General features: G+C 49.5%; 17 protein-coding genes. 7 read left to right on the forward strand and 10 right to left on the reverse strand.

The features are described from left to right. Positions 1 to 76 precede the first annotated feature (76 nt). Positions 77 to 1,006, forward strand: a complete 930-nt coding sequence (locus EL645_RS14640) for a methyltransferase domain-containing protein (protein ID WP_161977373.1) — start codon at positions 77 to 79, stop codon at positions 1,004 to 1,006. Between the two features lie 259 nt (positions 1,007 to 1,265). Here EL645_RS14640 and EL645_RS14645 read toward each other — a convergent pair whose 3' ends face one another. Next, positions 1,266 to 1,499, reverse strand: coding sequence for a hypothetical protein (locus tag EL645_RS14645; RefSeq protein WP_126551209.1), 234 nt, complete (start codon positions 1,497 to 1,499; stop codon positions 1,266 to 1,268). A 1,515-nt stretch (positions 1,500 to 3,014) separates the two neighbouring features. Here EL645_RS14645 and EL645_RS14650 point away from each other — a divergent pair. Then, positions 3,015 to 4,127: an ABC transporter ATP-binding protein gene (locus EL645_RS14650; protein ID WP_126551211.1), complete on the forward strand. Its 1,113-nt coding sequence runs from the start codon at positions 3,015 to 3,017 to the stop codon at positions 4,125 to 4,127. Between the two features lie 237 nt (positions 4,128 to 4,364). On the opposite strand, the gene EL645_RS14655 is transcribed toward EL645_RS14650, so the two are convergent. From EL645_RS14655 to EL645_RS14675, 5 genes are all read right to left on the reverse strand, one after another. Continuing rightward, positions 4,365 to 6,770 (reverse strand): 3-hydroxyacyl-CoA dehydrogenase/enoyl-CoA hydratase family protein, encoded by a 2,406-nt coding sequence (locus EL645_RS14655; protein ID WP_126551213.1) that lies wholly within the window; start codon positions 6,768 to 6,770, stop codon positions 4,365 to 4,367. A gap of 2 nt (positions 6,771 to 6,772) precedes the next feature. Next, the gene (locus EL645_RS14660) at positions 6,773 to 7,981 is read right to left on the reverse strand and encodes a thiolase family protein (RefSeq protein ID WP_126551214.1); all 1,209 of its coding nucleotides are present in this window, start codon (positions 7,979 to 7,981) and stop codon (positions 6,773 to 6,775) included. A gap of 108 nt (positions 7,982 to 8,089) precedes the next feature. Beyond that, positions 8,090 to 8,488, reverse strand: coding sequence for a MaoC family dehydratase (locus tag EL645_RS14665; protein WP_126554197.1), 399 nt, complete (start codon positions 8,486 to 8,488; stop codon positions 8,090 to 8,092). A 142-nt stretch (positions 8,489 to 8,630) separates the two neighbouring features. Further along, on the reverse strand, positions 8,631 to 10,424 hold the full coding sequence (locus tag EL645_RS14670) for an acyl-CoA dehydrogenase FadE (RefSeq protein WP_126551215.1): 1,794 nt from the start codon (positions 10,422 to 10,424) through the stop codon (positions 8,631 to 8,633). 149 nt (positions 10,425 to 10,573) lie between these two features. Further along, the gene (locus EL645_RS14675; RefSeq protein ID WP_126551216.1) at positions 10,574 to 12,337 is read right to left on the reverse strand and encodes a long-chain-fatty-acid--CoA ligase; all 1,764 of its coding nucleotides are present in this window, start codon (positions 12,335 to 12,337) and stop codon (positions 10,574 to 10,576) included. 192 nt (positions 12,338 to 12,529) lie between these two features. On the opposite strand from EL645_RS14675, the gene EL645_RS14680 reads away from it, so the two are divergent. After that, positions 12,530 to 13,333 carry an MmyB family transcriptional regulator gene (locus EL645_RS14680; protein WP_126551217.1) on the forward strand — a complete coding sequence of 268 codons (804 nt, stop codon included), beginning with the start codon at positions 12,530 to 12,532 and terminating at the stop codon, positions 13,331 to 13,333. Between the two features lie 32 nt (positions 13,334 to 13,365). Here the strand turns inward: EL645_RS14680 and EL645_RS14685 are convergent, their stop codons facing one another. Further along, positions 13,366 to 13,980, reverse strand: a complete 615-nt coding sequence (locus EL645_RS14685) for a PadR family transcriptional regulator (RefSeq protein WP_126551218.1) — start codon at positions 13,978 to 13,980, stop codon at positions 13,366 to 13,368. A gap of 704 nt (positions 13,981 to 14,684) precedes the next feature. On the opposite strand from EL645_RS14685, the gene EL645_RS14690 reads away from it, so the two are divergent. Then, a complete protein-coding gene (locus tag EL645_RS14690) occupies positions 14,685 to 15,491 on the forward strand; it encodes a hypothetical protein (RefSeq protein WP_126551219.1) in 807 nt (268 codons plus the stop codon). Positions 15,492 to 15,551: 60 nt separating this feature from the next. Here the strand turns inward: EL645_RS14690 and EL645_RS14695 are convergent, their stop codons facing one another. Then, positions 15,552 to 15,806 (reverse strand): PLDc N-terminal domain-containing protein, encoded by a 255-nt coding sequence (locus tag EL645_RS14695; RefSeq protein ID WP_126551220.1) that lies wholly within the window; start codon positions 15,804 to 15,806, stop codon positions 15,552 to 15,554. Between the two features lie 468 nt (positions 15,807 to 16,274). On the opposite strand from EL645_RS14695, the gene EL645_RS14700 reads away from it, so the two are divergent. After that, on the forward strand, positions 16,275 to 17,435 hold the full coding sequence (locus EL645_RS14700) for an FHA domain-containing protein (protein ID WP_136625215.1): 1,161 nt from the start codon (positions 16,275 to 16,277) through the stop codon (positions 17,433 to 17,435). Positions 17,436 to 17,444: 9 nt separating this feature from the next. Here the strand turns inward: EL645_RS14700 and EL645_RS14705 are convergent, their stop codons facing one another. Next, positions 17,445 to 18,194, reverse strand: coding sequence for an MBL fold metallo-hydrolase (locus EL645_RS14705; RefSeq protein WP_126551222.1), 750 nt, complete (start codon positions 18,192 to 18,194; stop codon positions 17,445 to 17,447). A 315-nt stretch (positions 18,195 to 18,509) separates the two neighbouring features. Here EL645_RS14705 and EL645_RS14710 point away from each other — a divergent pair, with 315 nt between their 5' ends. Both EL645_RS14710 and EL645_RS14715 read left to right on the forward strand, forming a co-directional pair. Further along, on the forward strand, positions 18,510 to 18,905 hold the full coding sequence (locus tag EL645_RS14710) for a zinc-ribbon domain containing protein (RefSeq protein ID WP_126554199.1): 396 nt from the start codon (positions 18,510 to 18,512) through the stop codon (positions 18,903 to 18,905). A 171-nt stretch (positions 18,906 to 19,076) separates the two neighbouring features. Next, entirely contained in the window at positions 19,077 to 20,324 is a 1,248-nt protein-coding gene (locus tag EL645_RS14715) for a 3-oxoacyl-ACP synthase III family protein (protein ID WP_126551223.1), read from the forward strand. A 196-nt stretch (positions 20,325 to 20,520) separates the two neighbouring features. Here EL645_RS14715 and EL645_RS14720 read toward each other — a convergent pair whose 3' ends face one another. Next, positions 20,521 to 21,405: a GNAT family N-acetyltransferase gene (locus tag EL645_RS14720; RefSeq protein ID WP_126551224.1), complete on the reverse strand. Its 885-nt coding sequence runs from the start codon at positions 21,403 to 21,405 to the stop codon at positions 20,521 to 20,523. Between the last annotated feature and the right edge of the window lie 183 nt (positions 21,406 to 21,588).

The raw sequence follows: 21,588 nt of genomic DNA on the forward strand, positions 1-21,588 counted from the left end.
ATGTATATTAATGATCATCACGAATAATAATTAATAGGCTCTAGTACCCTTGATGGCTGGAAGGATAAGGCAAAAGATGGCGGTCAACAATGTTGTACATGTCAATGAGTGTGGGCTCCCACTAAACGCAATTGAGTGGTTGGTGAAGCATCACCAGAGTAAGCTTCAAGAGCGTGGTCAGATGATCCGTGACCTGCGTTTAGAGGAAGGGAGTTTTGTTGTGGATGCCGGGTGTGGCCCCGGATTGTGGACTTCGCTCCTCGCCCAGGAAATTGGGCTGGGAGGGAATGTGTTAGGTATTGATATTTCGACCGAAGCGTTGGTTACCGCACAACGGAGGAGCAATCATACCTGGTATCGTCAGCAAGTACAATATAAGCGAGCGACTTTAGAACAATTACCGATTGAGCCGGGAGCGGCGGATATGATTTTTAGCGCCAATGTTAGCCAGTACTTATCTGATCCAGTAGCGACCTTTGCTGCCATGGGCCCATTTTTAAAATCAGGGGGGCGCCTTGTGATTAAAGATATTGACTTTGGCACTATGAAATTCCATGGGGTCGATCCCTTTTTGCAAGAGCGTGTATTCCAGGCAAGACTATTGTGGGAAGCGGAACGTGTAGATCATGGTTACGCTTATGAGGATAGCTGGGTTGGTTCAAAGCTTGCTGGTTACTTGCAAGCTGCTGGTTATAAAAATGTCGAAGAAAAGGCTTATCGTATCGTTCGACGAAGCCCCTTGCCCAGGAACTTCCGTTTTTATCTCCATGGTATCGCAGAGTGGTTCATATGTGAAGGAGCTCCTTATTTGTCTCCTGATGATGTGACAAACTGGTTACAATGTTTTACAGATGACACCAACAATGTATTAGATCAGCCTGATTTTGAAAGCGAAGAGACCGAATTTGTGGTTTCCGGCGTGTGGGATGCTGCGAAACCCTGCTTTTACGCAGATATGCATACAGGAATCTCACATAGAGAGCCGCTTTTTATAACAAATGATTAACATAATGTTACGCATAAATAGGTAGCTCCCCTGACAGTTTGGTCAAACTGTCAGGGGAGCTACCTATTTATGCGTAGAGCGTTCCTGGGGATATAAAAAAGGGTATCCGTTGGGGGATACCCTCCATGTTGAGCGAGGAAATTGCAGCGTAGAGATATAACTTATGTGTAGCTGTGTTTACCTGTCTGACTGGTAAGGGCACAGCCATGACATAAGGATTGGATATATAGTCATGATCTATAATGAATGTACATATATGTTACGAATGAATGGTATTTAAGCGGTCCGCAATCATTGCAATTGCGACATCCCCCACAATAGATTGTAGTTGGGTATGTAATTGGCCCATATTTTCCATGCGTGCTGTAATAAATTCATGTTGCGACATCCCAAAAGATAGACCTGCGAGGCCACGTTGTGCAGCTTCATATTCATCACTAATCTGCGATAATAGGCGGGCGACTTCACTGCGCTGTTCGTGTGCTCCAAGCATGTTATCCCTTTCCTTCCTAACCCTGAACCCGTGGGTAAGTGTATCTCTATGTTGTGTTCCGTACAACAGACTCACTCGCGATGTAAATACATTGTACATCGTTTGTAAGAACAACATTAACAATGCACATCACTAGTATGCACGAAGATGTCTGTTCTTGTCTAGTGGTAAAATGCCAATAATTACATAAAATATTATGATCTTCATATAATTTTTACGCTTTACAGGCTTTGTAATTACAAGAGTGCGCTACATAATAATACATCCCAGGCTCTTTGAGATGTGTTTGTTGTATAAAATGTAGATTTCTTGTTGTGAATACAAATGCAAAAAAATGTTACAGGGTTCTTAGTACTTTTGGAATTGATAAAAGCATCTAAAGCCTGTGTAACACTTAAAGTTTTTGTTTTTTTATCTTTTGTGGTTGATTTTAATATTTTCTTTACATCCTCTCTACTTATATAGACTGTGATATGCGATTTACTTAAAAAATGTGGGGAATCTCTTCCCTCTCCGCCTGCGGCGGGAGGGAAGGGGAGGAGGAGGCGGGGCACAGCCCCCGGGCCCCAGTCAAGGGGCTGGCCGCCCCTTGCATCCCCGCTCGAGGAGAGGTTGGGGGGGAAAAGGAGTGGCAGGGAGGGAAATCAGAAGGCTCTGTCAAGGGGCTGGTCGCTTTTGTACGCCGCTCAAGGAGAGGTTGGGGGGAAAAGGAGTGGCAGGGAGGGAAATCAGAAGGCTCTGTCAAGGGGCTGGTCGCTTTTGTACGCCGCTCGAGGAGAGGTTGGGGGCAAAGGAGTGGCAGGGAGGGAAATCAGAAGGCTCTGTCAAGGGGCTGGTCGCTTTTGTACGCCGCTCGAGGAGAGGTTGGGGGCAAAGGAGTAGCAGGAGGTAGCTCTGGAGGCTTTGATCACAGGAGTACCTGTGCCCCTTACATCCCCGCTCGAGGAGAGAAAGGAGTAGCAGGAGGTAGCTCTGGAGACTTTGGTTACGGGAGTAACTGCCCCTTGCATCCCTTGAGAAGAGGTTGGGGATCTAAAAGGAGTGGCAGGGAGGGAGCTTTGGAGGCCTGGTTACGCGAGCGGTTGCAGCCCCTTGCATCCTCGATCAAGAAGAGGTTGGGGGAAAAGGAGTGGTGTGGGCAATATTTTCGCAGTGCAATGTGGTGTGGGTAATATTTTTGCAGTGCAATGTTATGTAGATGTTTTGTTTGTATGGGTTTTGAATTTAATAGCTGTGTGAAATAGTGATTGGTGTTTTATGGGTGCGCACGAAAAAAGTGAATTTTGCGTATCGCTACACTTCACTTTCACTGAAAGTTATGGTATACTCATGCTTAACATCTACCAGGCAAGAGCTTCGATGCTCTATATGCTTATGTATTGATGTTAAGAAGCCACATTGGCTCCCAGCTGATATGATATTAGTTGCAATGTTGGCATTAAGCGAATGCTTCTCTAATAATGTGAGGGGTAACAGGAATGGGCCTGTTACAGAAGCGAAAAGGAGTAGTCCTTCATGGCACAAGTGCGTTTTAATCACGTCTACAAAACCTTCAACAAAGTTGAAGTTGTGCACGACATCAGTTTGGATGTTCAAGACAAAGAATTCCTCGTCCTGGTTGGTCCTTCTGGTTGTGGAAAAAGTACCTGCCTGCGTATGATCGCTGGCCTGGAAGAGCCGACCGATGGTGAGATCTACATTGGCGACCGTATTGTTAACGGTGTAGACCCCAAAGACCGCGACATCGCAATGGTTTTCCAGAACTATGCGTTGTATCCCCATATGACTGTATTTGATAACATGGCTTTTGGTTTGAAACTGCGCCACTTCCCTAAAAATGAAATCAAGAAGCGTGTAGAAGATGCCGCTGAAATCCTTGGTTTGCAGCAGTTGCTCAAACGTAAGCCAAAAGAGCTGTCTGGTGGTCAGCGCCAACGTGTTGCTCTGGGTCGTGCAATCGTCCGTGAGGCACAAGTCTTCTTGATGGACGAGCCCCTTTCGAACCTGGATGCGAAACTGCGTGTTGCTACACGTGCTGAGATCATTAAACTGCATCAGCGTATCCAGACCACAATGATTTACGTAACCCACGACCAGGTTGAGGCCATGACCATGGGTGACCGTATTGCAGTCTTGAATGGTGGTATTATCCAACAGTTGGGTTCCCCACAAGAGCTGTATGATCATCCTGCGAATATGTTCGTTGCTGGTTTTATTGGTTCCCCTGCAATGAACTTCATTCCAGAGGCCAAGGTTGTTACCGAGGGTGGCAACACAATTGTAGCCCTGGATGGCATCGGTCGTGTAGCTGTGCCTCAGATTTATGCTGAGCGTGCTCGTGCCGCTGCTGGCCGCAACCTCACCTTTGGTATTCGTCCAGTTCACCTGGAAGATGCCGCCCTGGTTAGCGCAGAGAGTGGTGAATTACAGTCCGCCATTGACGCTTCCGTTGATGTAGTTGAGAACCTCGGTAACGAGCTGCAGGTTTATCTCACCACCGGTGGTAAAAACATTGTTGCTACCCTGGACCCACGTGCTCGTGTGGCTGCTGGTAACAAAGTGCGTCTGTATGTTGATAGCGATCAGATTCACCTGTTTGACTCCGATACCGGCGAGTCTATTTTCTAAGAAGAATCTTCATCCATGTGACGTGAGGAGTAACGTACTATGGGTGTTTAGCGGCCATGCACAATTTTGTGCGTGGTCGCTTTTTTTTTATTGCGTACGTGCGCATGCGCGCCCGATTTCTTTTTATTGTGTAAGGTAGAAAATGCGCGTGGCGCGCATTTTCTACCTTACACAATAAAAAGAAAAAAGCAGCGGCAGACCTTATAAAGCCTGCCGCTGCTTTTTGGTGAGTGGTTATTAGTTGCGCAAGGTTTTGCCGCCTTGCAGGATGGATTGGATGCGGGCCTGGGTTTTCTCCGTGCCACAGAGGCTGAGGAAGGCTTCGCGTTCCAGGTCCAGGACATATTGTTCAGTGACGGGTGTAACTGGTGAACAATCGCCGCCTGTGAGGACTCTGGCCAGATGATTGCCGATCACGGCATCATGTTCGCTGATCTTTCCTGTCAGAAGCATACCCTCGATCTGCTGTTCAAGTACCAGGCGCGCGCCGGCACCTGGGAGCAACAACATCTGTGGCTGGACTGGCTGCCAGGTACCAGCCTCTTTAGCATCCGCCAGTTTGATGGCATCCGCTTTAGCGTCGCGCAAGAGCACATCGCGATTGACCGTAATTGCGTCCGTTTTGCGCAAGAAACGCAGCTCCTGGGCCTCGGTGGCGCTGGTGGAAACGGTCGCGACCGCGATAATCTCAAAGGCTCGCCGCGCTGGCGTAAAGGGTCCGCTCGATTTGCCAGGCTTCTGACTCTCAGCGTTAGCACCATGGCGGAGCAAAAATTCTTTACAACCACCGCCGCCAGGTATTAAGCCTACACCAACCTCGACCAGGCCGATGTATGACTCTGCCAGAGCGCGGGTATGGTGGGTATGTAAAATCATCTCACAGCCGCCACCCAGCGCTCTGCCCGCTGGGGCCGCGACAACGGGGATCGGACTATACTTCAAGAGCTGGTGGGCCTGCTGGAGCCCTGTGATCGCCCCATCCAGCATATCCCAGGCTCCCTGACGCGCTCCCATCAAAACCAGGAACAGATTAGCTCCGGCTGAGAAGTCGGGCGCCTCGTTACCAATGACCAGGGCACGGAATTGTTTTGAACCCTCTTCGACCGCATAATGTATCATCTCAACGATACCTTCATCGATCGAGTTCATTTTGGTATGGAACTCCAGGCAGGCAATACCATCGCCCAGATCGATCAATGAAGCCGAACCATTATCACGCACCACCGAGGAACTCCCAGTGGATGAAGGGCTGGCTTTAAGGGCACTGAGCGAGATGACGCCCTGAGCCGTTGGAACTGGCTGGTAGGTAGAGGTGTGATAATCAAAGTATTGTTTCTGACCCTCGACCGTGCGATAGAATGTACCATCTCCCTGACTGCGTACCTGTTGTACCAGAGCAGGCAATTCGCGCTGGGCAAACACTTTGTCCAGGAGCGCCTGATCTTTGAGTAAGACATCCCAGGTTTCAAAGCTACCCAGATCAAAATTAAAGCCCCAGCACATCGCGTGGTCGATATCCACAATGTTATCCGCGATTTCATGGGCACGATTGGCAGCGTAGATCAGGGCATCAGCGGTAGTCTCGCGAGCCAGATGGCTGGCGCGATCCTCACCATTCAGTACAGCACTCACTTTTTGTTCTGGCGTCTCCAGGTTGCGGGCCTTGCCGATTGAGTCAAAGCGATGCTTGGGTTGTGGTTCATATTCCAGGGTCTTAAAATTTAACTCCAGAATAGTTGAAGAGCCATCGGCATTTTTCACGCGTTTGTAGAAGCCCTGCCCGCTTTTCTCGCCCAGCCAGCCACGGTTGATAATTTCCTGCACCACCTCTGGGATCTGGAAGGTAGCACGCTGCTCATCCTCAGGGGCATTTTTATACAGATTGTTGGCCACATGCATCAATGTATCCAGGCCAGACAGGTCTGCTGTACGGAAGACAGCCGATTTGGGGCGTCCCATATTAGGGCCAAGGATTGTATCGACCTCACTTACCGTATAGCCCTCGTCGAGGGCACGCTGAATGGTCGAGAGAAAGCCATAGGCGCCGATACGATTGGCAATGAAGTTAGGAGTATCTTTACAGATCACGACGCCTTTACCCAGGGTCTCAGTGCCAAATTGCTGCATAAATGGGAGCAAGGCTGGATCGGTATCGGCGGTTGGCACCAATTCAAGCAAGCGCATATAGCGGACTGGATTGAAGAAGTGCGTGATCATAAAATGACGGCGGAAGTTCTCTGAACGACCCTCAACTAATAGATGTGCGGGCAAGCCCGAAGTATTGGAAGTGATAATCGTCTCTGGCCGCGCCACCTGTTCAATCTTGCTATAGAGCGACTGCTTAATATCGGGCCGTTCAACTACAGCCTCAATGATCCAATCGACCTCAGCTAATTTTGGCAGGTCATCTTCAATATTGCCAATTGTGACTAATTGTGCGCCGCGTTTACTATAGAAGGATGCCGGCTTGCTCTTTAGCGTCTTTTCCAGGCCCGTGCGAGCAATAATATTGCGATCCTTGGCATCGGCTGGCACTATGTCCAGGAGCAGGCTAGGGATGCCCACATTGGCCAGGTGGGCTGCGATTGCTGCACCCATCACACCTGCTCCGATCACAGCAGCTTTACGAATAGCATATGGCATGACTACGACATCCTCTCAATCAATGTGGCCAGACCCTGACCACCACCGACACAGAGTGTGGCGATACCTAACGTCTTATCCTTTGTCTGCAGATCATTGAGCAGGGTAGCGATCAAGCGAGCGCCGCTGCTTCCCAGTGGATGGCCTAGCGCGATGGCACCGCCATGAGGATTCAGTTTCTCCTCATCGATACCCAGCGTGCGTACTACCGCGAGGCTCTGGGCCGCAAAAGCCTCATTCAGCTCAATGATATCGATATCGTCAATCTCAAGGTGTGCGCGTGAAAGCAACTTGCGTACAGCGGGTATCGGTCCAATGCCCATCACATCTGGTCGAACGCCTGAAACCGCCATCGTGCGGATTCGTGCCAGAGGAGTAATACCCAGATCACGGGCACGCTCAGCCGACATTATCACCACAGCCGAAGCGCCATCATTCAGAGGGCTGGAGTTGCCAGCGGTGACACTACCACCTTTGATAAAAACGGGCTCCAGGCTCGCCAGTTTCTCTAATGAAGTATCGCGGCGAGGACCCTCGTCCACCTCTAAAAAGCCACCACGTGGCAGAGGGACAGGTACAATCTCTTTGCGGAAGATACCCTGCTCGGTCGCGGCAAGCGCTCGCTGGTGGCTGCGGAAGGCAAAGGCATCCTGATCAGCTCGGCTGATATTATATTCGCGGGCCACATTCTCCGCAGTAATACCCATCGGCAGATAGCTAGAATAAGCATACTCTAACTCACAGGGAGGGTAAGCAGAGGCAGCCAATTTCTGTTGATCTTTATCATTCTGTTGTTTCACCAGGCGAGGATTATAGCTAGGATTAAAGCCACCCATCGGAACGCGCGACATGCTCTCAACGCCGCCTGCAATCACGATCTCACCCAGTCCCAGCATAATATTCTGGGCGGCCATATTGACGGCCTGCAGACTGGAAGCGCAGAAACGGTTAACTGTGACGCCGCCAGCGGTTTCCGGCAGGCCAGCCAGCGCGCCAACCAGGCGTGCCAGATTCATTCCCTGTTCGCCCTCAGGAAAGGCGCAGCCCAGGATAACATCCTCAATTAAAGAGCGATCGAGTTGTGGGACGCGCTCAACTGCCGCTCGGACCGCCAACGCGGCCAGATCATCGGCACGAACATCTTTCAATGCGCCCTTATTGGCACGTCCGATAGGCGTGCGTACAGCACTGACAATGACGGCTTCTGCCATGATATTTTGCTCCTTCGCATGATGCACATACAGTCAGTTCAAGCACAAAGCTAAAAACACTGTATGGAATTAATCTTTTTTTCGATGGTAGAACTTCTATTTTTCAGTTTAGTGGAGGCCAACAGACAGGATCTGGGGTTCGCGGATAATACCAGTGGTATGGCCCGTTAAGACAACCTTGCCCTGCTGATTGCGGCAAAAGACGGCCGCGCTCATCTTAAGGCGGTTTTCAATCTTCTCAAGCTGTGTGATGGTTACCTCACAGCGTACAGTATCGCCAACAAAGACTGGTCGCACAAACTCAAAAGACATATCATGTGCAATAAAATTAAGTTCTCCACCAATTTTGGTGGGCAAGGTCGCTGTCAACAAGCCATGGACCATTACACGGCCCTGTTCATCGGGCAAAATATGGTGAGTGCCCATATCCCTGGATACGCGCCCAAAGAGGCGCACATCGTCCTCTGTGAACGTTCTTTCCCATTTTTGTGTATCACCAACTTGCATCATCTGTTTCCTCACTGGGGGTACAATTCTCTGCTAAAGCCTCGACGAGCAGAGCGAGAGAATATGCCGTCGAGGCTTCAGGAGAATATGAGAAGTACCTACAAAACCTGAAGTGTCTTAAACGCTAACCGAATACTTAAGCCTAGAGCGGATAGCCCTGTTTCTCAACCACCAATGCGGCGATCTCACGCTGCACCTGTACGGCATTGAGCATATAGTCGCCCACATAGGAGCGCACGCGGCTAAGCACCTTTTCGGCCCGCTTCTCATCCACATAGGTCTGGATTAACTGGTCCAGGTTACCACGGATACGTGACAACGCGTTCCAGGAAGCCAGTTGAGCAAGTTTGATGTGGGTGCCACTATTTTCCGCACCCTGATTAGTAATCTTGGCAGCACGGGCGAGGGCACTATCGGCGGCATAGAGGTCGATCATCAAATTGGCCAGGTATTCAATAAACTCTTGCTCTTCAGCCAGAGCTTGCGGATTCTGCATATACTTGAGCGCAATCTGCATCGTGGCATAGATGGTGGCATCCTTCGCACGCTCAAGCGCATTGGCCGCATCGCGCAGATCCACCGGTATCTCTTCGCCCACACCGGCCGGGATCTGATCGTTTTTCATGCGCGCCTCAATTTCGGCATATTTGGTCATCAGATCAATTTTGCCAGCCAGGGCGCGGCGGAAGAGGGTTGTTACCGCCACAATACGGTTGATCTCATTGGTGCCCTCGAAGATGCGTTGAATACGAGCATCGCGATAGGCCTTCTCAATGGGATACTCATGCATGAAGCCATAGCCACCAAAGATCTGTACGCCCTCGTCGACCACCTGCGCCAGGACCTCACTACCATGGACCTTAGCGATAGATGCCTCGATGGCATATTCCTCAATGGATTTAAAGACCGTCTCGGTATCGGCGCCAGCGCTCTTCTGCGCCTGGGCGATATTGCTGGCGGTACGGAAGACTTCGCTCTCCGCAGCATACGTCTCAGCAGCCATGCGGGCCAGTTTCTTTTTGATCATGCCAAACTCATGCAGAAACTTGCCGAAAGCCTTGCGCTCAGTCGTATATGTCGCAGCCAGATTCAGGGCGGAGCGTGACCCACCAACGCTACCTGCACCTAATTTCAAGCGGCCAATATTGAGGATATTAAAAGCGATCTTGTAACCTTTATGGATCTCGCCCAACAGATTTTCAACCGGCACCTTCACATCTTCCAGGATGACCTGGCGTGTTGAGGAGCCCTTAATGCCCATCTTATTCTCTTCAGGGCCAGTTGAAATGCCAGGCCAGGTAGCCTCTACAATAAAGGCTGATGGGCGCTCATTGCCGATGCGTGCAAAGACCACAAACAGGTTCGCAAAGCCAGCATTAGAGATCCACTGCTTGGTACCATTGAGGATATAGTATTTACCATCCTCTGACAGGGCGGCGCGCGTAGTCAATCCCATCGCATCCGAGCCCACACCAGGCTCGGTCAAGGCATAGGCCGAGATCCACTCGCCCGAAGCCAGCTTAGGGAGATACTGTTGTTTCTGCTCCTCGGTGCCATAATAAACGATTGGCAGGGTACCGATGGTCGTATGTGCGCCAAAGGCCACACTAAATGACGCCTCGCGCAACTGAGAAGCGACCAGCGCACTGGTCAGCAAGCCCAATTCAGCGCCGCCATACTGCTCAGGTACATCGATCATCAGCAGACCCTGTTCGCCGGCCTGCTTCACCAGTCCAGGCATCACGCCAGGTTCCTGCCGATCGATAGCCTCTACCTTTGGCAGCACCTCACGGGTCACAAATGTATCTGCAGACTCTTCGATCCAACGCTGCTCATCATCACGCTCTTCCAGTATAAATATTTTGGAAGCACTCTCGCTGACCGAAGTCGTGAGAAATGCTGTACCTGGCTCCGTTGGTTTTACGGTCGTCGACATGTGAAAAATCTCCTTCGAGTTGATAGTCGCTACGAACATAGACGTGCATCATGGCACGTACAAGCGTGCGGTGTCAGAATTCTCATCTGTGTATCCACACAAAGAAAAAATTCCAGGCGCCCGCACGCTATTTATTTAAGCCAAAGGCGCTACAATTGCTTGCGTAACTCTCGGCGTAAGACTTTACCCACGAGTGATTTTGGTAGGTTGTCGCGGAATTCTATACGCTTCGGCACTTTATAAGCGGTCAACTTTTGTTTGCAGAAAGCAACAATATCCTGTTCAAGTTGTTCCGAAGGTTTAAACTCGGGCTTCAGAACAATAAAGGCGGCCACCGTCTCACCGCGATAGGCATCCGGGACGCCCGCAACAGCGACTTCAGCGATGGCTGGATGATGATACAAGACTTCCTCGACCTCGCGTGGATACACATTAAAGCCGCTGGCAATAATCATATCCTTCGCGCGCTCGACGACATAAAAATAACCATCTTCATCCATTTTGCCGATATCACCGGTGCGCATCCAACCATTGACAAAGAGCGCCTGTGTCTCTTCTTCACGCTTCCAATAGCCCTTCATCACATTAGGACCCTTGACCACCAGTTCGCCAACCTCGCCTACTGGCAGAGGTTCCGAGGTTGTCCTGTCGAGGATAGTCGCCTCAACGGAAGGTAAAGGAAGACCAATGCTACCATTGCGCGACTTATCAGAAAGCGGATTACAATGTGTAACCGGAGCTGCCTCACTCAGGCCATAGCCCTCGACGAGCTTGCCACCAGTAATGGTCTCGAAATCCGTCTGAATCTTTGCCGGCAAAGGAGAAGCGCCGCTGATACAATACTTAATCGACTCCAGATATTCAGTATGTTTTCCGGCTTCTTTCATGATTGCAACATACATAGTTGGAATACCAGGAAACATAGTTGGATGATAATGATGAATCGCATCCAGAACATCTTTTGCCTTAAATTGTGGCAGTAAGATCATAGTAGCGGCCGCCAGAATAGACAAATTCATGCCCACGCTCAGTCCATAAGCATGGAAGAAGGGTGCCACACAGAGCGAGGTTTCGGCAGCATCTTTCGCCTTTGGTACCCAATAGCGCGTTTGCATAGCATTGGCGAGCAGATTACGGTGGGTCAGCATAGCCCCCTTCGAGAGGCCAGTTGTACCACCGGTATACTGTAATACTGCCAGGTCATCAGACTGTACATGAACTGGCAGGTTGAACAGCTCAATACCACCTTTAGCATGGGACTGCAACATGGGCTGCATCGTATGCAAAATCGGATCGCTCTCCACCTCTTTCCTGGTCAGTGCAGGCTGTGGCAATTTATTGTTTTTCTGACTCAAAGGATAGAGTTTTTGCAACAATGGTGGGAGAAAATCAGCCGGGCTGGTCACAATCACATGTTCGAGTGCCGTCTGGTTGCGGATATTGCGTATAATAGGATAATACATATCCAGCACGATCAGAACTTTGGCCCCTGAATCCGCGAGTTGATGCTGCATCTCGCGTTCAGTGTACAAAGGATTGGTCGGTACGGCGACGGCCCCTGCTCGCAGGGCACCATAAAAAGCAATTGGGAACTGAGGGATATTGGGGAGAGCAATAGCAACGCGATCCCCTTTTTGCACTCCTAAGCGTTGCAGTTCAATAGCAAAGCGATTGGCCTGGTTAGAAAATTGAGCATAAGTGATCTTGTTCCCATAGTATACGAAAGCGGCCTGATTCGGATAGCGCTTTGCCGCATTATCCAGCAATGACGTGAGAGGTCGCTCAGGTATATCCAGGTGTGTGGGGACACCATGATCGTAATGGCGGAACCAGGGAAAAGAATTTTCTTCCTTCGTTCGCTCGATGGAGTGCTGTTCTGCTTGTGTGTTGTGTATTAACGACGGGTCAGACATTCGGTAATAGCTCCTCTCCATAGGGGCATCCGGGATAGGATACCTGGGCGACAACTCTGTCGCTACCTATAAGCAACAACCCACTGATCAAATTATATGTTAACTATGTGAAGATGACCATGTTGCCAGCTAACAATTTTTACGTCATAATGTGCAGATAGCTAACGAAACGTAACTGTTGAGGATATATGGATGCTTGACAACTCACGAGAACTTTCAACCTTTGCCCAGTTGGTAACACAGTACCGCCAGCGCCGAGGTATTTCGCAAGGTCAGCTTGCCCAGGCCACACGACTTTCAAGAACGTATGTCTATCATCTGGAAACGGGTCAGCGCGCGAATCCCTCACCGCAGGTGGTGCAAAACATTGCTCGTGTCCTGGAGTTATCAACAGAAGACAGGTCACATTTCTTTGAAGCCTATCGGCAGCAAACGGGGCAATTTGTGGATGTGGATCAATTAGAGAGCACATTGCTGGACCTGGGTGAGTTAGCGCACCTGCTGGTCCATAATACCTCATATCCAGCCCATTCTCTGGACCATTTGTGGTTTTTACATTCGTGGAATAAGGCCGCGATCTATTTATTTGAAACACAAGAGATGCTGGAGCGCAACGAGCACATTCACCTGCTGGGGTTAGTATTTGATCCTGAGATGCGCAAACGCTTTCACGGCTGGGAAAACCTGGCGCGGCGCCTGGTCGGGGACTTCCTCTATAATACGCGTACCCTGACCCACCTGGCTGAATACAAATCTTTGATCAAAATGTTGCGCGAATATCCAGAATATCGGCGTATCGCATCTTCTGTCTATACTCGCAGCAAGCCAGCGCCTTCGTTTGTGTTTCAAATCCAGCACAGTGAATTAGGACGACTCACCTTGCGCACCGCCACCACCGTCTTTACCAATCTCTCTACATATTCTATGGTTAGCTATGTGCCAGGCGACCAGCAAACACTGGATATTTATCGCACCCACGGCTGGCAGCCTGGATAGAATGGAGAAGGAGGAGATTTTGCGGGCCTGGTTTAAGATTGTTGAGGATTAAGACGCTGTTCCAGGCGCGCAATCGCCTTCTCTGTTACATCTAAACCCGCCTTAAGGACGGCCTCTTTATATTCGCGTACCAGCAACTGGTATTCGAGCAAATGCGGTCGGCGTACTGGTCGTGAACCATATTCCCTGCGCGCCCATTCCATATGCTCCAGCTGTTTCAACAGGCTCTCTCGATGGCCTTGCAAATGGACCAGAGCCACATCATCGGTCGTCTCACCGCAAAAGAAGAGTTTGGCCAGAAACTCATCCTTTGTAAACCGCTCGGGCACATCCTCTTGTAGCCAGTGAGATAATTCATCCTCACCCGCCGGTGTCAGGCGATACACTTTACGATTAGGACGGCTGGTTTGAACAATGATTTCAGCATCGATCAACCCGGCCTTATGCAAGTTTTTCAATGTGGTATAGATCTGGCTATTGCCAGCATTCCAATAACTAGCGATAGCCCGCTCAAAGGTTTGTTTGATATCATAGCCGCTCATCGGGCGTGCCCAGAGCAGACCCAGCATGATATAGCGCAGAGTGTTACGTGAAGGGTTTTCGCTGGTTTCGTTTCCTTCAGTGAATGTGTCTAATTGTTCACGCATGGAATACTTCTCTCGTCTGATAAGCTGAAATTAATGTTGTGTATTATAGCATGCCATCCAATTGGATGGCACGCTGCTGTTTATGGGAAGTGTGCCACTTCTTTGCGGACGTGCGCATGCGCGCCCGAGCTGTTTTTTATGAGTAGTTGCAAAACGTGCGCGCACGCGCCTGTTCTGCAACAATGCATAACATTTTTTAAGCGCCAATGGAGCATGCGCGTCCGTTATGCAACAATGCATAACGTTTTTTGAGCGCCAATGACGCAACTGCCAGGATGGAATGGCTGGGTCGTTGACGTCACCTAACGTTTTTGACAGGTTTTATACGTTGTTGCAGCAAGGGCGCAGCTGCCAGGACGAATGGCTGGGGCGCTGACGTCACCCAACGTTTTTGACAAATTTTATATATTGTTGCAGCAAGGGCGCAGCTGCGCCCTTGCTGCAACAATATATAAAATTTATGAGCGCCGCAGGCGCGAACAGCATGTTTTAGCTTGAGCTCTCGTATGCAAGAGAGCAACAAGAACCCGACGACAATAGAAATCACAAACTAATAGCAAGATGATGAACACAGGCATTACAATAGAATGGTAGTCAGATAGATAGTTTTATGAATCCTGGCTTGTCTTAAAGCTGTTGTATATGTAGGGGACCCATTCAGACGTATACGATAGAGAGATAAAATAAAGGGGAATGTAGTCACCATGGCTGAATCAGAACAGACTGTTATTGTGGGAACATTCGAGGATCGCAACGCGGTCCTTAAGGCGATGGATGCTTTAATCAAGGCCGGTTTCAAAGAAGACCAGTTGGGTTTTGTGGCCCGCACATCCGACGAGAACATTGCACAGGCACAACATCATGTCCAGCATGGGCATGGTCCAAAGGCTATCGCACGTGGCATTATCGGAGGAATCATCGGTGCCGCCGATATTTTGCTGGTTCCTTTTATTGGTCCTGCCGATGCCTCCAATATTCTGGCTACGGCACTGCCAATTACGGAAGAGGCCATCGATAATCTGCCGTACCCTGGTTCTCATGCAGATAAGCAACCGTTGCAGCGTCCCGATGATGCAATGCGTACACAACAGGAACCTGTAGCTAAAACACAAAGTGGGATCGTATCAGCAGAGTCGCAGGAGCAGGCCAGGGTTGAAGATACGGCGGCTCGCCATTCTGAGCAGAATGAGCAGCGTGCGAGTGTCGTCACTGGCGGAGTAGTAGGTGGCGCGTTGGGTGCAGCCGCAGCTGCTTTGTTTTTACCGGGTATTGGACCTATCGTAGCTGGTGGTATTATCGCCGCCGCATTAGGTGGAGGAGCCGTCGGTAGCGTCGCTGGCAATTTCCTGGGTACCCTGACAGATATTGGTATTCCCAAAGAACATGCCAGGCAGTATGCCCAGGATGTCAAAGAGGGTCGCACCATCATCACCGTCAAAGACACGCAGCGTCAACAAGAGGCCAGCGAGATCCTGCGCCAACAAGGAGCGTTGGACGTACAGATCCATTAAGTTTAATTGTAGAATTTAAAACGCCTCCCTTTGTCTTAAAAGAAAGGGAGGCGTTTTTAGTCAGGGAATATTATATGGTTGACCCAGACGAGTTCTTGGTTGTCGGCGCATAAAGAAGTAGATGATGGCGCCAATGGCATGCAGAAAGACAATCACTAGCACCCAGATGATTTTGTCGTTGCTGCCTGAGGGCTCATGCTTTAAACAATCTATCAGCATCCAGATCCAGAAGACCGTGCCTAGCAGGACCGCTATGCCCATCAGACAATAGACGGCGGAAAGAATGACCATTGGAGCCACGCCAATTGTGCTCATAAATCATGAAATCCTTTTCAAAATGTATATTGCAGACTTATCCTTAAATTTAAAATCTCATGCTTTTAAAGACGCCATATTGAAGAAAAAATCAAATAAAATCTCCCCCACAAGTCCCATTTATTTGCCCGTCCTGATACAAAATGATATGATTGTCACGAAAGTAACCTCCTGGCAAGGGGGCATGCCTGCCATGATAAGGTGTAAGAGCTTAATGGATAGACAGCAAGGTATTTTCTTTTGTAGGTTGGCTGTATTGACGTTCCTTTCAACTAACTCTGTGAATGGATATTCAGTTTATAGAGGGAGGAACGGATTACGAATACATTAAACTTTCCTCCCCTCTTTAACTCTGTGAGCTATGGAGGCCTATTATGTTGTGCGCTTGCTATTGTTGCGAGTGTCGCGATAAAAAAAGTACTCCACAGAGGGACCAACTACCAGCTTACGATTGCCGGTGTAGCGTGTTTGTGTTCCGCCTTATTACTGGTGCCTGTTTTTATCTGGTATCATTTTCGCCTTAGTGGCCCCCACACGCTTTTAACTGTCATGGAGCGCTGGGGCGTTATCGCATATAGCTTGATCTGTGGTTGGATCAACCCCATTCTCTCGGTTATCCTCTTCTGGCTCTTTGGGCGTGCTCAGGCCCAGGTTATAGCTACTCATAGCCAATCTTCTGAACTGGCTCCAACTTCAGCCCCGAGCACATCGCAACCGCCCCGCTATCAGGCAGGCAAAGAGGCGCCCTATGTTTTCCGTGAAGATATCCCCTGGGGATGGCTTGAATACAAAAATGGTAATTTTCAGGGCCAGCGCCTGGCTTTGAAGCGCGTGGTAGCCACCCTGGGACGCGAAGAAGACTGCGACATCTGGCTGGATGATGAAATGGCCTCGCGCCATCATGCTGAGCTGGCCTGGCACGAGGGGCAGGTCTACTTAACAGATTGTGGCAGTTTAAATGGTATCCTGCTAAACGGCCAGCGTGTCCAGGGTAGTGTCCTGGTATCCTCCCTGGATTTAATGGAGATTGGCAAGCAGCAGTTTGGCTTTATCCTGGCCGAACAAAAAGAGCTCTTGGCCGACCAGTATGATCCTCTGATCAATCATACCTGGCGCTCCACCTTTGATCTGCAAGCTGAAGGAGATACCAGTAGTCCTTTGCCAGCCGCCATTATTGCTAGTCAGCAAGCTCTACTTCAGCCACCAGACGAGGCCTCCTTCACCTCTAATCCAGTTTCAGAGTCCGGCTACTTTCTGGTCAGGGATGGAGAACGTATGGGGCAGCGACTGAGCCTGGATGGCGCAATCATAACGATTGGTCGCGGCCTGGAATGTACGATCATGTTAAACGATGTCTCGGTAGCGCAAGTGCATGCCCAGATTAGTAATCAGGCGGGTGAACTCTATCTGCAAGATTTGACCAATTGCGATAGCACATTCTTAAATGATCTACCTGTGCGTGTACCCTGTAAGTTAAAGGCCGGCGATATCGTAAGAATAGGTATTATTCGGCTCGAATATGGCAGAGCCGCGCAGCTACGTAATACTACTATGCCACCAATTCCGGTTGCCCGCTCGGCTAATGGTCCGTTGCCTCTACGTTTGCCAAGTCGGATGAAACCTCAATGATGAATGGCCTTACCATTCCACGTCCACATTTGTTAGCGGATGCAGGGCAAGGATTGGACGACCATGGCCGGGATAGAGATAATGAACCTGCAGGCTACGTAAGACGCGCAAGGTTTCTGACAGTTGTCGACGATTAGCGCTTCCGCGCAACAAAGGCGCTCCCCCCTGAATAGTAATTACCGTATCGCCGCATAAGAGCTCCTGGCTAAAAGGATTATACAGGCAAAGACTTTCAGGGGTATGGCCCGGGCTAGCAATGACGCGCCATTCGGGATGTCCTGGTAGCCCCGCCACATCTTCTAACCAGATATTCACCAGCTTATACTGGTGTTCATAAACGGGCGGGAAGAGATCGACATGTTGCAGTGGGCCCGTCAAAATATGTTCGGCCAGGTGTGCAATCGAAGAAGAGCTATGGTGACCTTTTTGCTGGCCTTGTAATAGATTGCGCGCCACCGCAGAAGCGGCGACAGGGGCGTCACAGATTTTGCGCAGAGCTTCCACACCTGAAGTATGATCGGGATGGAGATGTGTCAATACAATTAAATCGATTTGTTGCAGTGTACGATGTAGAAAATGCTGCAGATAGAACTGTAGCTGTCGAACATTAAGTTCAGTACCAGGATCTACCACTACCATGCGTTCCTCGTTGATCAGGTAGGTATTTGCCATTGAAAAGCGATCCGTAATCGTATGAACCCGGCGTGCATCAAGCGCTATTTCTCCGGCTGGTGACTGATTAGCGTAGTCAGAGTTCAAGGTTATCCTCCGGCACCTACAATAGAAATATAACTATATCCTAGCATCGAGGTCAAGGATATACTGCATTTTTATAATGAATATGTTACAATTAAATATGTGGTTAGGGAAAAATCCCGTTTGGTATGTAAGATCCGGCCCCCGGCTCCCGTTCCATCTCCCGGTCGCATAGGAATCACAGCCTGATAACCACCAGGAGATGTATATTGTTTCTATGCATGGAAGAAGATACTCACTCCTGTTCTATCACCACTGTAGTATGAGTCGTATAAGATGGAACGTGTGTAACCTGAAGAAGGGGAAATTCCACCCATGATGTTTAATGAGGGCTACCGGGATCGTGTACTTGTTTGTCGTGACTGTAGTAATGAGTTTACGTTCACTGCAGGTGAACAAGAGTTTTACGCTAGCAAAGGCCTGACCAATTCACCCTCCCGATGCCCAAGCTGTCGCGCAGCACGTCGCGGCGGCCAGCAATCCAGTGCGCCACGGGCCCCACGTGAGCAGCACGAAGCCGTATGTGCATCCTGTGGACGTACAACAACTGTACCGTTTATTCCACGCGAAGATCGTCCAGTTTATTGTAGTGATTGTTTCCAGTCTCAGCGTGCTTCTCAGCCACGTCGTGATGACTACCGTAGTTATAGTGATAATAGTTACAGTGGTGGCCGTGATCGCCACGATCGTAGAGATCGCCGGGATCGCTGGTAATTTTAGCAAATCAAAGCGATAAAAACGTATTTTGACGACAACCAGGTGCTTGCATAGTACCTGGTTATCTTACTTTTGGCCAGAGCTTTCATCTGAATTACGCACGATATGATATACTAAGTGGTAATTTACAGGCTCTTATCATCCTCACTATTGGAGGTTTTGCATTCAATGACACGCACCGATGCTGGCCAGTGGCCACATTATTCATTTGTTATACCGCATATCTTTACCCAGGCTAAAGTGCGACTGGTTGGTCTCGGTACCTATGTGCCCAATGGCGTGATTACCAATGAATTTTTTGCCTATATTTCTACACGTCTTGGAAGCTCCCGTAAAGCAGAAGATCTAGAGCGCGTAACGGGTCTGGAGACGCGCCACGTACGTAGCAGCACGCTAGAATTATGCCGCGAAATGGCTGGTGCGGACGCGCCTGGCCTGATTGGAGATCCCACTGCCCCACGTGAAGAGTCAATGGTAGATATGGCAGTGATTGCAGCTGAGCGTGCACTGGCCAGTGCAGGTTTAAAAGCCACGGATATCGATACTGTGGTTGGTATTTCCTCATCAGACAATGATGGTTTCCCCACCATTGCAGGTATGGTCACTCATAGGCTGGGTTTAGGACCATTGCGCTCAACCATGTTGAAAGGTGCCTGTGCCTGTCAGACAGAAGGTTTTCAGGTTGGGGCAGAAATTCTGGCAGCCAGTACGGCTAAACGTATCTTATTGGTTGCTACCGAAGCACTTTTACCCAATATCATGCACGTGTTAGATTGGAAGACCAGTTCTTTATTTGGTGAAGGGGCAGCCGCTTTTATCGTTGAGCAGGGTGACGAAGATACATATGTCATCAATGGCTCAGATGCTCGCCAGGCTCAGGCGCTACTCTACCAGACTCCTTTACGCAAGGATGCTGTGGAGATGGCCGAGGTAGACCTCAAGATTCGTCAGTTATATAACGAGGGTCGTGGTCAGGAGCTCAGTCAGCTTCTTGCGCAATACATGGTTGGTTACACTAAGATGAATGGTAAAGAGGTCTATCGCGAGGCACCGCGCGCTATGGCCGAGTGTGTAGATGCCCTGTGCCGCCACGCTGGATTGAGTCCCGCAGAACTGGCTCATATTGTCCCTCACCAGGCTAACTCACGGATTACGCGCCGCATGGGAGAACTGCTGATCCATGACTTTGGCTGGCCTGAAGATACAATGGGTAAGCTGGCTGATAACTTCCGCTATTATGGTAACCTCTCTAATGCCAGTATTGCTCTGGCTCTGGTTGAGTTGTTACGGCATGGACGGCTGAAAGAGGGTCAGTGGATAGCTTTGCCTGCTGTTGGTGGAGGGTTGAATTATGGTTGCTGGCTCTTACGTTTCCATGGTTTGAAAAATCTAGAGGCAGTGATTAATCCTGCTTAAGGGGTTTTGGTGCTTCCCATGGTTATGGGAAGCATGTTTTATTTTGGTGTGCGTGCGCATGCGCGCCCGCGTTGGTTTTTTAAAGGGAGGTTGCAGAAAATATATGCGGAGCACATATTTTCTGCAACCTCCCTTTAAAAGATTTTTTTGGCAGAGAAAGACTTTTTTTGGCCGTAAAGCTGTTTGGGCCGGTTGGCTAAACGAGGCCTCGTTCGTAGGTGTAGAAGGAGGCGGGGTTGGCTTCGTATTCGACGCCATCAAAGGCGTCGTGGATAAGTAGGGTTTCTGGTGCGTAAATTCGTACACGTTCCAGTTGCATTTCCTGGAGGCGTAGCCGCAGGTCATAGGCGATAAAGCTAATGGCTTCTATTGCGGTACCATCCAGATAGCCTACCGAGAGACGTTGCTCACCATGTTCGTGCAGCGGCTCGGCTATGGCCAGCCCATCCAGACGCTCCCAGCGCTGTAGCAGATATACCTGTTGGCCTTTAATCTTTTGCTCAAGCAACCTGGCTGTGATTGGGACGGCTTGAAACTTGACGTAATATAGGCCACCGACCAATGGGAAGATGTTTGAGGCATTTAGATAGTCAATGATTGTATCCATGTCTTCTAGCGTTGCCAGCCTGATAGCTTGCTGTTTTGAGCGAGAAGAAGGATTGCTAAAAGGCGGAGCCGAATAGAGTGAGAATTCTCCCACACGCCGCATATGCATGCTTTCTGAAAGCTCGATCGAAGCCATATTGTGTGAGTCAACTGCCAATCGGATAGTAGTTGCGCCCCGGCGCATGGCCTCGACCATCGCTGCTTCATTAAGGGCTCTGCCCAGTCCCTGGCGACGATAATCGGGATTGACTCGCAGACCCTCAAGCCATGCCTCTGTCTCATTAAACACCTGAATATGTACCACCCCGGCAAGCTGTTGATCTACTACAGCCACCAGGAGTTGTCCCTCCGGTTCCTGTAACCATTCGTCCCAAACCTGTTCAATATAATCTCCCCACTCCCAGGTATTAGCACAAAATGCCAATATCGGTTCACGATCACTTGCCAGCGCTGGTCGAATTTCTATGTGTGACATTGAAGCTCCTCAATGATTTTATGTATGATACACAGGATTTTTTATACCTGTATGATAGCACTCCAGATAGGAATTTTTGTAGTTGTTACTGAGCAATAAGATAGCATTATAACCTAGAAACCTTTTAGTTGAGTCTCCCGTAATCAAAGTAACCAGAAAAGATATATTCCTTAAAGATAAGAT

The sequence above is a fragment of the Dictyobacter kobayashii genome, assembly GCF_003967555.1.
Lineage (GTDB): Bacteria > Chloroflexota > Ktedonobacteria > Ktedonobacterales > Ktedonobacteraceae > Dictyobacter > Dictyobacter kobayashii.